Origin of the sequence: Rubinisphaera italica (assembly GCF_007859715.1) — a bacterium.
GTDB lineage: Bacteria > Planctomycetota > Planctomycetia > Planctomycetales > Planctomycetaceae > Rubinisphaera > Rubinisphaera italica.
Genome location: NZ_SJPG01000001.1, coordinates 5,145,817 through 5,162,009, shown reverse-complemented (window position 1 = coordinate 5,162,009; position 16,193 = coordinate 5,145,817). Strand labels below are relative to the sequence as shown.

The following is a 16,193-nucleotide window of genomic DNA, read 5'->3' as shown; positions in this document are numbered from 1 at the left end:
TTCCGGGGTTTTTATGTGAAATTCCGAATACAGGTCAAGATGAGTCTAAGTAATATATTCTGATGTTTAGTTCGCAGTTGAGTGATGATTTCAAAAAATAGTCGCCTGCAGGGGGCGTTAATTGTCGTCGACCTCGTCTATTATCAATGAGTTTTTCTTCTATTAACATATTCTCGAAAAAACATAAACGCCATGTCAGCAGTCCCAGTGGAGTCAAACTCCCTTTCATTCTGGCAGTCCGCACTGCAAAAACAGATTTTTCGCGTTTTGGGCCAATTGAAGCATGGTCGGGTGATTATCGAGTCTGGTGATCAACGCGAGGCATTCGGCACACTGGGAAAAGACCATCTCGAAGTGGTCATTCGTGTCGAAAATCCCCAGCTCTATCGTCGGATGGCCTGGGAAGGGAGCCTGGGAGCGGCAGAGTCGTTTTTGCAGGGAGAATGGACTTGCGATAATCTCGTCAACTTTTTTCGTATCCTTTGCAGAAATATGGACCACCTGGCAAGCCTCGACTCAGGCTGGTCAAAACTGATGACAACCGTTGCGACCTGGGGACACCAAAAAAATCGGAATGACAAATCCGGCAGTCAACGAAATATCGCAGCTCATTACGACCTGAGCAACGATTTCTTCAAGCTCTTCCTCGACGAAACCATGATGTATTCCTCGGCTTACTATGCTCAGGAGGACATGCAACTTTCGGAAGCTTCGCTTGCGAAACTCGATTTGATCTGCCAGAAACTCGATCTGAAACCTGAAGATCATGTCCTCGAAATTGGTACAGGCTGGGGTGGATTTGCTCAATACGCCGTCGAAAACTACGGCTGCCGCGTCACCACCACAACCATCTCCACTCAACAGCACGACTATGCAAAACAGCGAATCGAAAACGCAGGCTTGACCAATCGTGTCACATTATTGAAAACCGACTACCGTGATTTGTCCGGTCAATACGATAAACTCGTTTCCATCGAAATGATCGAGGCGGTCGGAGCAGAATTTCTGCCCACATATTTCGAGAAATGTGAATCCCTCATCAAACCGGGGGGCTCGATGCTCATTCAAAGCATTCTCATGCCCGACCAACGCTACGATCGCTACTGCCGTTCGGTCGACTTCATTCAGAAGTACATTTTCCCTGGCGGACACCTCCCCTCGATCTCAGCTGTGCAACAGGCCCTTTCAGCCTCCACACAACTTCGATTGGTCGCTTTCGAAGAATTCGCCGAATCGTATGCGAGAACATTACGCGAATGGCGAAAGACGTTCTTCGATAAAATCGATCAGGTCCGCAACCACGGCTTCGATGACCGCTTCATCCGCATGTGGGATTACTACCTCTGCTACTGCGAAGGTGCATTCCTCGAACATGCCACCAGCGTCGGACAATTTGTCTGGATTAAAGCGGAGTATTGAACCGCCTGCGGTTCAATAAATCTTATTGTACTGAGCGGTGATTTCGGTTTCGAACGTTCGATTCAATCCGCCCTGCAATGGAACGGCTACGCCGAGGCTGAATGTGGATCGATTGCTGAATTCAATCGTCGTGCCGAAGGTGGCGTTGATGATATCCATGCGGTTGGCGGTGTTGCCGATGCGAATCGGGTCTTCTTCAATCACCGATTGCGGGACACTCGGATTGGGATCGCGATTGGCCAGCAGAACGGGCTCTCCCAGGAATGTGGAATTGGCTTCGAAGATATCTGCATCCTGTAAAGTTGAAGTCCAGTGCAATTCCATCAGGCCAGCCAAACCGGTTACGCGGCGGGCGGCAGGGTTGCGGTAAAACCAATAGCCGCCGCCGATGTCAAGATTCATCAGCATCTGATCGCGAATCTTGCCTTCCGATTGCGATGAGGAAACAAAGGGATCGCGTGTGGTCGTTCCAGAGCCGTTATTGATAATCAGGAAGCGGGCGAAGTTCGTTTGCTGAAATTCGACAGTGTCTTGTCCCAAAGGGAAGTCGAGCTGAAAGAAGCCGTTGAAAAATGTACGATCGGTAGGTGTTGCTGCCAGTGACAGATAAGGAGACAATCCGATCGTTTGATTCTTGACACGAATATCCCGTGACCGCAAGACATCAGCTAAGGGAGCCACACCATTCTGAAAAACTCGAATTGTGGGGTCTGGGAATCCATCGACAATGGAAAGGTTGGAGTCGGAAGCGGTCGGCAATTGCAGTCCAAAACCGGAGGAGAAAACGATACGATCGGAGGACCAGACGAGCGATTTAAAAATCAGCTGCATGTCCTTTATCGCAAAGTTGCCATTGCCGAGCGTCCCGCCATAAGGCGATACCAGATCGGCACGCGTATAATCGTCCTCAACAACCTGCGAAGCGGTCAGATCGAGATCAGAATTGACCGAGCGGGCAAAAGGCATCCGCATTTCGATCGATGCTCGATTTTCCCAGAAGGTCGATTCAAAACCGAAGTTGATCAGATTCACATTGAAATCGCGTTTCGCTTCCCGGATTTCCTGATTTCTCAGAACTCGGGTTAAATCGAATCCGTAGATGAGATCGTCATTATCGTCGATAAAAGAATACTGAGGGATGACCGCAGTTCCCTGTGAGTTGGAACCGGGATCGAAGCGAACACCAAACTGCCCCAAATCTCCCGGGGGAAACTGGTCATTCAATTCATCGATCTGGCTGGCCGGAATTTCAAACTGGAATTGTCCAAACTGAGGGTCAGGACTCAGGAACTGGACACCGGAAGGCAAAGTTAGACCGGGAGGCAATCCATTCAAGCCAATATCGGCAGCGGCAATTACTCCGGGGAAAACGGGATCGCCGAAGGGTTCAAGACCGGTAATCGTGGCCGCATCGCTGAAATAGTTGTAGCGAATGCTGATGCGGTTGCGGGGAAGAGCCGAGTTGTTCTCTGCCACTTTCGGATTGCGGCTCCGCAGTGTTCCGTTGGCTTCGGTCCCGGCGATATCTCCGGCCAGGTTATACGGAAACGAAAAGCTCTGATTGGCACGCAATAGGTCACCCAGCATAAACGGCATGCTGGAAAGTTGTTCGTATTCCTCGCTGACCTGCGGTTGATTGTCTGTAGTGTCATTATCGTTGGTCTGTGCATTTGGTTGAACCGCAGCAGCAGCGACTTCGGGAGCAACAGGCAAATTCTCGATCTCAGTCGTCAGATTTCCAGCATCTGGTCCAGGTAACACTGGTGGAGCGGCCGATGGGGATGTCCCGGGTTGACTCGGTGTCGAATTCTGATTCTGCGCAAAACCGACACGACTGAATACCAAAACTGGCAGCAGTAATAGCAGTGTCAGCTTTGAGAGAAACAAAATCTTCGACATTCTTGTCCTTCAGCGCGCACAGAGAGCCCGGTTTCCTAATCTGTGTATCGGATGAAGGCGAGATAAGCCGTGAAACGAGTTTGCACAATCGATCCAGATTGCCTATTCCCTCAAGGCGTCCTGCTTTTCTTTCAGTTTTCTGAAATCAGGATTCTCTGGAAAGTCTTTGGTCAGTTGAGCGAGAATTTCCAAACTTTCATTTCGAAGTGCATCAGATCGTTCGGGATCAGAGTCTTGGATCAACTTTGCCAGAGACGATAAAGAGACTGCCAAATCGCGATGCTCATTCGGCGTTTCCGTGAGAGACTGGCCATCCACAATCAAACGCAATTGCTCGATGGCGGCTTCAAGTGTCGTAATGGCCGATTCGAGTTCGTTGGTCTGTTCGGACCAGCGCGCCCGGTTCATCAGGAGTCGTGCCAGAGCTGCGTGGTAATCGGTAACATCGGGATTGGACATGATCAGCATTTCGAGAAGCCTGCGGCCTTCTGCATTCAACTGACCGGCGCGTTCCTGCTGCTTCTGGAACCAGAGCAGTTCCGATAACCAGGATTTGGTTTGAGCCAGCCGCAGTTGAATCCGAAAATCCTGAGGTTGAATGGCGACGACATTTGTAAAAACATCAACAGCTTTCTCTAAAGATTCCACTGCTGGGGCCATCTGCTTGAGCTGCAACTGGAACATCGCCTGATTGAAATAGCCCATTGCCAGGTCGCGCTGAATCAAGACATTCTCAGCATCTTTTTTCAATGAAGTCTGACGGACGTCTTGAGACCGCACGACTGATTCGAGGGCTTTCTCAGCCGAGCCCAGTTTCATTTCGACCAGTCCATAATTCATCAAAGTGTTAGCCAGTTTACGCTGATACTCGGTGTCCTCAGGGAATTCTTCTACCAACTGTTGACGAACGGCTGTGGCCTTTTCAAATACTTGCCCCGCTTCTTCCCACTGTTGCTCTTTGGTCAGTTGAGATGCGATTGCATTCTGAATATTCGAGAGCCGATATTTTTGCACCGGATCTTTCGCGTCCCGTTCCACCTGTTTGATTTGGAGTTCTTCGGCTTTTTTCAGGACTCCCAGGGCTTGTTCAGGCGATTCGATTTCACCCAGGATCTGCCCCTGATAATACATTGTGAGGGCTTGATCCTCTTGTAAAACCGGGTCGTCAGTCCGCTGTTCGAGGAAGCGTTTGTAATACACCAGTGCCTCTTTCAACATTTCTTCACGCACGGCTTGCAATCCTGGCTGATCGAGCAGAACTTCTTCACTGACCCGAACATAGAATTGATCGACCGCTTCTTTCGCCATGCGGAAATTTGTTTCTGCAATCTCTTTAGCAGCCGCTTCCCGTTTTCGAGCAGCATTCAACAACACCATTCCCAAAGTTAAAGCGGCAATCAAAACAACGGCAGATGTCGTCAGGCTGGTGAAAAGTGTGCGATGACGTTTCACCCAGCGGCTAAAACGAATCGAAAACGATTCTTTCCAGACGTTCACGGGCTCGTCGGCTAACCAGCGTTCCAGATCCTCCGCCAGTTCTTCGGCTGACTGATAGCGGTCGGCCTGATTGAGCTTCATTGCCGTCAGGCAGATGGCTTCAAGTGGCTTTGGAATGGACTTCTCAATTTCTGTAGGATTTGGGAAATTCCCACGACGAACATTCTTCAGGAGTTCCGTCAGTTGTTTTCCGACAAACGGAGGTTGACCCGTGAGGAGTTCAAAAAGCGTCGCTCCCAGGCTATAAACATCACTGGTGGCATTGAGTTGATTGATTGTGCCCATCGCCTGTTCCGGCGGCATATAAGCGGGAGTTCCCAATAAGGTGCCATCGAGAGTTTGTGTTTCAATAGAACCCGATAGGATCTGCGGACTTTCCGTATCGGACAGTTCTTCCGACGTTTCTCCCTGTAAACGAGCCAGTCCCCAGTCGACAACCAGTGTTTCTCCATACTTGCCAACCATGATATTGCCCGGCTTCAAATCCCGGTGCAGCACTCCACGCGAGTGGGCATAATGCATCGCATTGCAGACATCAATAAATCGCTGGAGCAATTGACGCAACTGAAACAACTTTTGTTCGGGAGTTCGGCCGGGCGTCGCAGGAGTGTGATAATTCTCAATCGCTTTCTGGAGGCTGTCTCCCTTGATGAATTTCATCGCATAAAACGGACGGCCATCGGCATAACTTCCCAGACCATAAACGGGCACAATACCGGGATGTTCCAGCTGCCCGGTCACTTCGGCTTCACGAAGAAACCGTACTTTGTCGGCTGGAGACAGTTTGGCATTGCCTTTGATTTCTTTCAGAGCAACATGCCGACTCAGTTCGATATCCTCGGCAATGAAGACCTCGCCCAGTCCCCCATGAGCATGCGATCGAATTTTATGAAAACGGATATATCCCTGACCTGAGCCGATGACATCATCGGAACTGGATCCAACGGATTGATGAGTCGGTTGATTGTGTAGCGTATTTAAACTGTTCTGCAAATCACTATCAATGATGGTTTCCAGATGCGTTTTGACAGAGCTGATCGAAGAAAGTTGCTGAAGCGTCTTTTCGGTATCCCCACCAAACTTTTCCAGATGCCGCTCCGTCAGAGCGAGAATTAATTCCCGTTCCTCAACTGTGATTGCATTCAGTGTCTGCATCACCTCGGCCAGACTTTTCGATTTATCGACCACCCACTGATTCATTGCCTGAACCAGCTGATGCTGATCCACAAATCCATTGTTGTAGGCAATCACGCCGATGAGCAGATTATGATCGGTGGAAAAATTCATGACAGTATTATTCTGGAGATGAAATCGATAATTATGGCTTGATCATCTCACTGAATAAAGAGTTTTACAAGCACGAAGCGCAAGCGAGTGTGTACTTCACGAAATGGACTCACTCGCTTGCGCTTCGTGCTTGTTTGATCAAACGATCTTATAATATCTATAAGCAATACGAATCGTTCGAAATCCTCAATTCATGAACATATCCCACGCAACCTGCCGACTCGAACAGTTATCGGGAATTCTTATCTCATCAGAAGAGCCCGAGACTGGATTCAGCGTGGATTACGATCGCTCAATTCTTTGAGATTCGAGAGTGCGAGGAACCCAAACAGGACCGCAGGATACATGTCTTCCCGCATCAGAAATAACGTGGCGACAATCGCTCCCACAAATCCGCCAATTCGTAAGGCCCACAAGTCTCCATCACGGCGAAACATCAGCAGGACATCTCGACAGATTTGGCCACCATCGAGCGGAAGTACCGGTAATAGATTCACCAGGCCCCAATACAGGTTGATCCACTCCAGTTGATACAGAGCAAAGTTGAGTTGAGGGGAGGGAAAGTAGTTGAAGGCCACCATCAGATATTCAATGCCGATGATGACACCATAAAACATGAACCCGGCCAGCGGCCCCGCAAACGAGACCGCAACGGATTTCCAGAGCGAGTAATTGTACCCGGGAATAAAAGAGGCATATCCTCCAAACTGATGCAGAACAATATGGGGATTGTACCCGAATGCACGAATCAAAATTGCGTGACCCATCTCATGGATCAATATGGAGACAAACAGACAGAGCATCCAGATGACAATCAAATCCGGACGTTGTAATCCCCAGCCAAAAACTAATCCCACCAACCAGAAAAACGGATGCACTCGCACCGGAATTCCAAACAGGTTGAATTCAATGTCGTAAGGAGTAGGTGAAGTTTGTCCGAGCATGTCTTTTTGATGTCAGTGTTTGAGAACGAGATGGGCGAGCCGAGTCAGTGATGACTCGGGTGGGTATGAGTCATCTATAGATCTGTTAATGCAAATTGGACAAAAGGTTCGTGAGAACACCCGAGGAATCACAGACTCGGATCCCCTAAAATTACGGATTCACCAGGAAGTTACAGACATCGCCATCCCGCATGATGTACTCTTTTCCTTCAACGCGTAACTTGCCGGCTTCTCGGATTGCTTTTTCGCTTTTGTATTCTTCGAGGTGTTCAATCGAGAAAATCTCGGCTCGAATGAATCCTTTTTCGAAATCGGTATGAATCACGCCCGCGGCCTGGGGGCCGGTTGCTCCCTGAGGAATGGTCCAGGCGCGGATTTCTTTCACGCCGGCGGTGAAGTAACTTTGATAACCCAGAGTTTTGTAAGTCGCCCGGGCAACAACGCTCAAAGCAGGCTCTTCCAGACCGAGATCGGCCAGCATTTCGGCTCGGTCGGCTTTGTCCATTTCACTCAATTCGGATTCAATCGCCGCACAAACCGGGATGACTTCCCCCTGCTCGACGCCGGCTCGATTTTTCAGCGCCTGTACATGTTCACTCTCACCTTTGAGATCATCTTCCGAAACATTCGCCAGATAGAGGACCGGCTTGGCGGTCAGCAGTGAGAAGCCTCTCAGAATTTTCCGGTCGTCGGGATTGTCGATTTCGAGTCCACGAATCGGCATTCCCTGATCGAGTCGTTCAAAACATTTATCCAGAATTGCGATTCGCTTTTTCGCATCGGAATCACCCGTGCGGGCTTTCTTTTGGGAACGATCTCGAGCGGACTCGACCGTTTGCAGGTCGGCGAGAATCAGTTCTGTATCGATGGTTTCGACATCCCGAAGTGGATCGACACTGCCATCGACGTGAATCACATCGTCGTTTTCAAAGCAGCGGACAACATGAATGATCGCATCGACATCACGAATGTTCGCCAGGAATTTGTTGCCGAGACCTTCCCCGACAGACGCCCCTTTAACAATCCCGGCTATGTCGACCAGTTTGAGAGCAGCAGGAAGAACGCGATCGGTTTTGATGTACTTATGAATGATATCGAGTCGGGGATCGGGAACTTCGACCACGCCGACGTTGGGTTCGATGGTGCAGAACGGATAATTCTCGCTGGCAATTCCAGCTGCGGTCAATGCATTAAACAATGTCGATTTACCGACGTTGGGAAGTCCGACAATTCCAGCTTCCATGAATAATTCGCTCCTGAGTGAAACTTAGAACGCCTGTCAAAAGATGATCAAGTCAAAATAATTGGGGGGGTGGCGGGGGCGCTCCGCGTTAGCGGAAGCCCCCGAAAGGTCTACGATTCGGGGGCCTTTCTGCGAAAGCGCCCCCGCCACCCTGGCTTGAATCTACAGTCGTGCCAGATGTTCTTAACGTATGAATTCGGGTTGATAACGCGGGCATTGTATCGGGTTACCGAGGGGACTGCATCCGAGGCTGTAGCGAAAATGGAGAACTCTTGCAGGGACAGATGCCGCGTTTTTTCTCAATCCACTTCTCAGCTGCTTTGTCTCTTGTATCAGATTGACTATATAATAGTATGAATAAAGATGTTGCGAAGCAGAATTCAAAGAAGAGAGTTTCTTAGCCCGAAGCGTCAGCGAGGGGGACGCGATTTTTGGCAGGAAGCTGATTCTCTATGAAATTCGTTTTTTATCTGGAAATGACACTAAGTGATTTCATGATTTGAGTTTGACCGAAATTTTGATTGGAAGTCGTCCCCTCGCTGACGCTTCGGGTTAAGATGTTTCGAAACTGTGACTAAGTGTGTCAATTGCTTTGGTGAGTCAGGTGAGTGGAGGCGGCGATGGCCGAAATCTGCTGTGAAAAGTGAGTAACGACTTCCTGTGATGGACGAGCCTAAGATCCTGTTCCTGACTTCCAATGAAGAAGTCCTCGCGTTTCCCGGAGACGCGAGCACTCTGAAAGTCTGTGAGGATTCGCTGCAGGAAGTCGCCCGGCTCTGGCGGGAAGACAAAATCTCTGGTCTGGTCGTGCCTCACGACAATAGTGAAGCGAGTGAGTCGCTCATCCATGTCCTCAATATTGCATCCAGCTTTACCGATGGACTGGCTCTGCTCGATAAAGATCAGAAAATCCTCTGGTGTAATACCCCGCTCATCAAAATGCTCGATGCTCCGCAGATTAATGTCGAACCTTCTTTCTACGATATGTTTGGCGATGTCGAACTACTCGACCATCAACTCTGCCCGATCGAAAGCTGTCGACTCTCCGGCGAAATGCGGACTAGCACTCTCAAGTTAGAGGACAAGCAGTATTTTGAAGTTCGGGTCGCTCCGGTCTTTTTCGATGAAAATGGAAGTGTCGAACAGTTTCTGGCCTGTGTCCGCAATACGACGACAGCGACATTTCAGCGGCAGAAGTTAAACGCCATTTATCAGGCTGGTCTCGAACTGGGTGATTTGTCGCCTCAGGAAATGATCGAACTGACGGTCGATGAGCGAATTGAGCTGCTCAAATCGAAAATTCTGCATTACACAAACGATTTACTCGAATTTGAAACGGTTGAAATTCGACTCATCGATAAAAATTCCACCCAGCTACGTCCCCTGCTGGCGATGGGAATGCAGGAAGTGGCCGCCGAGCGAAAGTTGTTTGCAGATGCCAAAAATAACGGTGTCACTGGCTTTGTGGCTGCTTCTGGGAAAAGTTATCTGTGCGATGACATCACGAACGACCCCCTGTATTTGCCTGGTGCTCCCGGTGCAAAAAGTTCGATGACCGTCCCGCTGATTCTGCATGATGAAGTTCTGGGAACTTTCAATGTGGAAAGCCCACTCGATCACGCCTTTGACGAAAACGATTTGCAGTTTTTAGAACTGTTCAGCCGGGAAGTTGCGGTCGCTTTGAACACCTTGGATTTATTGGCAATCGAAAAAGCGGCGACCGTTAACCAAAGTACACAGAAAATCCTGCAGCAGGTCGCCACCCCAGTTGATGAGATCCTGAACGATGCTGCCTGGATTCTCGAGCGATACATCGGCCATGAGCCCAATGTCGCCGATCGATTGCGTCAAATTCTCAAGCATACCCGCGATATCAAGCAGAGAATTCGCGAAGTGGGAGATACGATCACACCCGATGGAGCCCACCCCCGCTATAAACCGAAGGATGATCGTCCTCAATTGCGGGACAAACGCATTCTTGTTGTCGATTCCGACGAATCCGTTCGACGAGCCGCCCATGAGTTGCTGGGACGCTTTGGGTGTCAGGTCGAAACCGCTCACGATGGTGGCGAAGCCTGTCGTCTGGTGAAAAGTTCACTCTATGATGCCGTCATTGTCGATATTCGACTCGATGATATGACCGGGTTCGAATGCTTCTGCAAGCTCCGGGAAATCTATGACGATCTCCCCGTCATATTGATGACCGGTTTCGGCTACGACCCGAACCACTGCATCGTCAAAGCCCGACAAATGGGACTCAAATCAGTCCTCTATAAACCGTTCCGACTCGATCAACTCGTCAATGAGGTGGAAGCGGCCGTGGTGACGAATTCAAACCCTTCGGAATAATCTCTTGAAAGCGGAAGACGGAAAGCCGAGGGGCAAAAAACACGCTTTAATACGACCGGCTCTCCGTTTTCCGCTTTCCCGTTTTCAAAAGGTCTCGTTCATGTCTCAGGATTTTCCCAGTGAAGGGGCCTTATTGGGGATCGATTTTGGTACCAAGCGGGTTGGAATCGCCATTTCGACGCCCGATCAGTCGATTTCTTCTCCGCTGGAAACTATGCAAAGGTCGCAACCTGCCCAGGAGTCCAATACGTTCTGTAAGATCTGCAAAGAATATCGCATTAAGGGTTTGGTCGTCGGACTACCTGTTCATATGTCTGGAGACGAAGGCGAGAAGGCAAAAATGGCTCGTCAATTCGGCGACTGGCTCGGTTCGATCAGCGAACTTCCGGTGATTTACTGGGACGAGCGTTTCACTACCTCGTTGGCACAGCACCACTTACGAGAATTCGGGATGTCGAAGTCGAAGCAGAAATCCCGGCTGGACATGCTGGCTGCCCAAGTCATGCTTCAATCATTTCTGGACGCTCCCGACCGTTTTGCAGCCCCTTCGGCTATCTACAACTGAGTTCTTTAGCAAATCTTAAAAATTTATCTGGACACCCGCGAGCAGTTTCCAATATCACTCGCTTCTCAAACCTATCCGATCGCTCGCAGAATTCCTTCCCGCGAGCAAAATAATTCCCAATCACAATTCCTTTCCTAATTTCAATTTGCACCCCGCAAATTTGGAGTCCCTACGCATGAACGAGACTTCGGGATCGTTGCAGAATTTCCTGCAACGCAATCTGAGTCTGATCTTTCCAGTACTGATTATGACATCAGTCCTGGTGATCGTGGCCCCGCTGCCACCGATCATGATGGATATGTTACTGGCCTGTAACATCACGCTCGCAGTCATCATACTGCTGACCACCATACACGTGCGAAACCCTCTCGAATTTAGCGTTTTTCCGGCTCTTCTACTCGGCACTACACTCTCTCGACTGGTCCTCAATGTTGCTTCCACCCGGTTGATTCTGACCGGGGCATCGACCCGCGGTACCGAAGCTGCGGGTGGTGTGATTCAGGCATTTGGTGAATTCGTAGCTGGTGGTTCGCCGGCTATTGGTGTGATTATCTTCGTAATTCTGGTTGCGATTCAGTTTCTGGTCATCACCAAAGGGGCCACCCGTATCAGTGAAGTGGGTGCCCGATTTGCCTTGGACGGAATGCCGGGCAAGCAGATGGCGATTGATGCCGATCTGAATGCCGGACTGATTACTTCCGAACAAGCCAAAGAACGTCGCGATATCATCTCTCAGCAAGCCGATTTCTATGGGGCCATGGATGGTGCCAGTAAATTCGTTCGTGGCGATTCCATTGCGAGTATTGTGATTACGCTGATCAACATTGCCGGCGGTTTGTACATCGGCATGGTTCAGGAGGGGATGCCCTTCATGGATGCGATCAATGTCTTCACGACATTGACGATTGGTGATGGACTGGTCACTCAGGTCCCTGCCTTTCTGATTTCTCTGGCCGCTGGTTTGATTGTGACTCGTACAAGTGTCGACAGTAATCTGCCGACGGATGTGGTCAGCCAGTTGTTCCGGCATCCGGTGGCGATGTATCTGGCAGCCTTATTTCTGATTTCCCTCTCCTTCACCGGACTTCCCGCTGCTCCGATGTGGGCACTCGGGCTGGGATGTGCGACGATCGGATTCATTCTACAGCAAACGAATCTGCAAAAAGTTCATCAGAGCGAAGCCGCTCAGGAGAAAAAAGAACAGGAACCACCCCCTGCTCCAACTCCCGAAGATCACCTGCAGGTCGATCCGATGGAACTCGACCTGGGCATTGCACTCCTGCAACTGGCCGATCCTTCTCGCGGCGGCGATTTACTGGATCGTGTCACCCGAGTTAGAAATCGTATCGCACAGGACCTGGGCATCATCATGCCGAAGGTGCGAATTCGCGATAACATGCGGCTGAAACAAAAGGATTATCAAGTCAAGATTCGCAGCGTTCCCGTTGCCTGGGGTGAGATTCATCCCGATCGATTACTGGCGATCAACACAGGCATGGCCAACGGCGAGATTTCCGGAATCGATACGATTGAACCAGCCTTCGGTCGTCCGGCCAAATGGATTGAAGCACATTATCGGGAACGAGCAGAAATGATGGGATACAGCGTCGTCGAACCGACGGCTGTCTTAGTGACTCATCTGACAGAAGTCGTCCGCGATCATTCCGGCGAACTGCTCTCCCGACAACAGGTTCACGAATTATTGGATCATCTCAAAGAACATTCCCCCAAAGTGGTTGAAGATCTGGTTCCCGATGTTCTGAAAGCTTCACAGGTTCATCAGGTGCTCGAGAAACTTCTCAACGAACGTGTGCCTGTTCGAGACCTGGAAACAATTCTGGAAACCCTTTCCGACTATGCCGACAAAACGAAAGACCTGGGCATTCTGACCGAATACGTTCGACACCGATTATCCCGCACCATCTGTCAGCAATATCGCGATTCCAATCGCGTGTTACATGTGGTGACACTCGACCCGGCTCTTGAAGATATATTGGTCTCTGGTATCGAATTCGGAGAACGTGGTCTGACTGTCAAACTTTCCACACCTACCTGCGAAGCAATCAATCGTGGGCTGGCAGACCAACTCGAAAAACTGGTCCGCACCGGACATCCTCCTGTTGTGATCTGCACACCACAGATTCGCGCCGGTCTGAAACAAATCACCTCTTCGGAACTCCCAAAACTGGTCGTCATGAGCCTGAATGAAATTACCAGAGACACACAGGTGGAAGCCTTTGGGCATGTCAGTGCAAGTGTGCTACCACAATCCTCTCCTCACAAACCTCCTTCACCAAAATCCAGTCAGAATTCTCCACGATCTCAAGTGACATGATTAATTAACTCCCTCAATTCATTGCAACTCGTTCCCAGGGTCCTCCTTGGGAACGCACTGATCCGAAGCTCCGCTTGGGGTTATCAACATTCGATTCCACAACGACTTGAAGCTGAGCTTCAACCCCTGGTGTTCCCATGGAGGACCTTGGGAACAAGCAGCTGACAAAAACAACATAGGATAATTCCATGCCAGACTTCAGAACTTACCGGGCAGAAACAATGCAGCAGGCACTGCTACAGGTTCGCGAAGATCTGGGGCCTGACGCTTTGATTCTGCACACAAGGCAGGTTCCCATTCACTCGCGACTTCCCTGGCAGAAAGATCGAATTGTCACCGAAATCGTCGCCGTCCTCGAACAGAAAAAACGCGAACGACCTCAACCAGTTGCTGCTGTAAAATCAACATCCTCCACGCGGGAACAATCAGAAGAAACACCAGCACCCGATCTGTCTGCCTACAATCGAAAAGCCACTCTCCCCGTTCAGGAATCCAGACTTCCGATAGTCGAATCGCGTCTCCCAAGAAATGAACCCATAAATTCTGAACCGGCCCCGCCAGCAACCCCGAACCCCGAAACCCCAAACCCAAGTCCCGAACTCTCAGAATCACAAAAGCTCGAATCCCTCTTCAAAGAACGCATCGATTCCCTGCAGGCAATGGTCGAACAACTGACCAGCCAGGTTCGCACGGGCATGTCGACCGACATTCCACCCGAGCTGTTTTCGCTCTTCACCGAGTTGATTGATGCCGAGGTGGAGGAATCCGTTGCTCGTGAACTGATTGGACGACTCAAGCATCGCAGCGGCGTGAATGAATTGTCGGATAGCGAAGGGCTTCGACGACAGCTATTCGCGATGATCGAAGCCTCTATTCAATGTCGCGGGCCAATCGAAACGAAACCAGGACAACAGAAAATTGTCGCGATGGTCGGACCAACAGGAGTCGGAAAGACAACCACAATCGCCAAGCTGGCTGCTAATTTTCGACTGCGAGATAACGTGCGCATGGGGCTGATTACAGTCGACACCTATCGCATTGCAGCCGTCGATCAGTTACGAACATACGCGGAAATTATCGACCTGCCGATGAAAGTGGTCTCCACTGCAGTGGAAATGAAACAGGCCGTTGCAGAATTTGCAGGCATGGACCTTATTCTCATCGATACTGCGGGGCGCAGTCCTCGTGATGAAGTCAAGCTGCAGGAACTTAAAGCCGTTCTCGGAGATATTGTGGTCGATGATGTGCATCTTGTTTTGAGTGCGACCACTGGTTATCGACATTTACGAACGACAGCCGAACAATTCAAATCGGTCGGATTGACCTCCGTCATCCTGACAAAACTCGATGAAGCTCCAGGCCTCGGAGCGATTTTAAATATCACCAGCAAACTTGGCCTGCCTCTGAGTTATCTGACAACAGGACAAAATGTGCCTAAGGATATTGAACCCGCTCAACCGACTCGGGCGACGAGGTTGATACTCGGGCAGGAAAATTTAAGTTGATGAATGAGTTTGTTTGCTATCCTACTCCTTCGGGAACGGTTTTGCTTCCTTCTCCTTGGGGAGAAGGTGACCAAAGGCCGGATGAGGGGATTCCTTCGACGAGCATTAAAAAATAAAACGCATCCCCTCACCCTACCCCTCTCCCAGAGGGAGAGGGGATTGAAATGACCTAAGATATTTACAAAATAGATCTCTCCAGGATGGAAGAGTCGCATGACAACAAATTATCACGATCAGGCCACTGAACTCCGAGAGTTGATTCAACGCTCTCAGGAGACACGTCCTCGCGAGTCGAACAAGATCACCAGAAATCGTTCGGCTCGGACCATTGCCGTGACTAGCGGAAAAGGTGGCGTGGGAAAATCGGTGGTTGCACTTAATCTGGCAATCGCACTGGCGAACCAGGACAAACGAGTCTGTCTGTTTGATGCGGATCTGGGGCTTGGCAATCTCGATTTGATGTGTGGCCTCAATGGCTACTGGAATCTGTCGCATGTGTTGAGTGGTTCCCGATCGCTGAGCGAAATTATGTTGGATGGCCCTGCAGGAATTTCAATACTGCCTGGTGCGAGTGGTCTTGTCGAACTTGCAGACACCGCACAAGGCGATCGGAGTCAACTATTGCAACAACTGGCAGAACTCGACCACGATTTTGATTATTTAATCCTCGATTGCGGCACCGGCATTCATCATGGAACACGTCAGTTTGCAATAAGTGCAGACACTGTTTTGTTGCTCTCGACACTTGAAACAACATCGCTTGCAGACACCTATGCAGCTTTAAAAATCTATCATTCCAGTCAATTGGCTGATGTGCGTGTCGTATTGAATCGCTGTGCGGTTCGCGATGCTCAACAGGTCATTACAAATTTGAAAAAGACCTCTCGACAATTTTTGCAGACCGACGTACAAATCCTCGGCTGTGTGCCGAACGACGAAACCATTCGTCGTTCCATCGCAACCAGAAAGCCCGCCATGATGATGGACGCTCAATCTCCTGCCTGTGAAGCAATTTCACAACTGGGGCGTCTGTTGGCGGCACAATCAAACACTTACCTTCCTGCGGCTGTGCAACCGTTTGTGACACGTCTGTTTCCCAAACCAATCGCAGCTGCTTAAACCCACCACGTTTCCCCTCACTTCCCCCTCT

The 16,193-nt window shown here is 50.0% G+C and carries 10 protein-coding genes; 6 read left to right on the top strand and 4 right to left on the bottom strand.

All coding sequences use genetic code 11. The features are described from left to right. The first annotated feature begins 192 nt into the window (after positions 1-192). On the top strand, positions 193-1,419 hold the full coding sequence (locus Pan54_RS19650; protein ID WP_146505104.1) for an SAM-dependent methyltransferase: 1,227 nt from the start codon (positions 193-195) through the stop codon (positions 1,417-1,419). 12 nt (positions 1,420-1,431) lie between these two features. Here Pan54_RS19650 and Pan54_RS19645 read toward each other — a convergent pair whose 3' ends face one another. The 4 genes from Pan54_RS19645 to ychF all read right to left on the bottom strand — a co-directional run bounded on the left by Pan54_RS19645 (position 1,432) and on the right by ychF (position 8,289). Further along, positions 1,432-3,318 (bottom strand): hypothetical protein, encoded by a 1,887-nt coding sequence (locus tag Pan54_RS19645; RefSeq protein ID WP_146505103.1) that lies wholly within the window; start codon positions 3,316-3,318, stop codon positions 1,432-1,434. Positions 3,319-3,420: 102 nt separating this feature from the next. Further along, positions 3,421-6,102, bottom strand: a complete 2,682-nt coding sequence (locus Pan54_RS19640; RefSeq protein ID WP_146505102.1) for a serine/threonine-protein kinase — start codon at positions 6,100-6,102, stop codon at positions 3,421-3,423. 272 nt (positions 6,103-6,374) lie between these two features. Next, on the bottom strand, positions 6,375-7,046 hold the full coding sequence (locus Pan54_RS19635; protein WP_146505101.1) for a site-2 protease family protein: 672 nt from the start codon (positions 7,044-7,046) through the stop codon (positions 6,375-6,377). A gap of 151 nt (positions 7,047-7,197) precedes the next feature. Then, positions 7,198-8,289: a redox-regulated ATPase YchF gene (gene ychF / locus Pan54_RS19630; protein WP_146505100.1), complete on the bottom strand. Its 1,092-nt coding sequence runs from the start codon at positions 8,287-8,289 to the stop codon at positions 7,198-7,200. Between the two features lie 663 nt (positions 8,290-8,952). Here ychF and Pan54_RS19625 point away from each other — a divergent pair. The 5 genes from Pan54_RS19625 to Pan54_RS19605 all read left to right on the top strand — a co-directional run bounded on the left by Pan54_RS19625 (position 8,953) and on the right by Pan54_RS19605 (position 16,162). After that, on the top strand, positions 8,953-10,638 hold the full coding sequence (locus Pan54_RS19625) for a GAF domain-containing protein (RefSeq protein ID WP_146505099.1): 1,686 nt from the start codon (positions 8,953-8,955) through the stop codon (positions 10,636-10,638). A 100-nt stretch (positions 10,639-10,738) separates the two neighbouring features. Next, a complete protein-coding gene (gene ruvX / locus Pan54_RS19620; RefSeq protein WP_146506501.1) occupies positions 10,739-11,203 on the top strand; it encodes a Holliday junction resolvase RuvX in 465 nt (154 codons plus the stop codon). 175 nt (positions 11,204-11,378) lie between these two features. Then, positions 11,379-13,538, top strand: a complete 2,160-nt coding sequence (flhA, locus tag Pan54_RS19615; RefSeq protein WP_146505098.1) for a flagellar biosynthesis protein FlhA — start codon at positions 11,379-11,381, stop codon at positions 13,536-13,538. Between the two features lie 188 nt (positions 13,539-13,726). Beyond that, a complete protein-coding gene (gene flhF, locus Pan54_RS19610; RefSeq protein WP_146505097.1) occupies positions 13,727-15,043 on the top strand; it encodes a flagellar biosynthesis protein FlhF in 1,317 nt (438 codons plus the stop codon). 213 nt (positions 15,044-15,256) lie between these two features. Next, entirely contained in the window at positions 15,257-16,162 is a 906-nt protein-coding gene (locus tag Pan54_RS19605; RefSeq protein WP_146505096.1) for a MinD/ParA family protein, read from the top strand. Positions 16,163-16,193 lie beyond the last annotated feature (31 nt).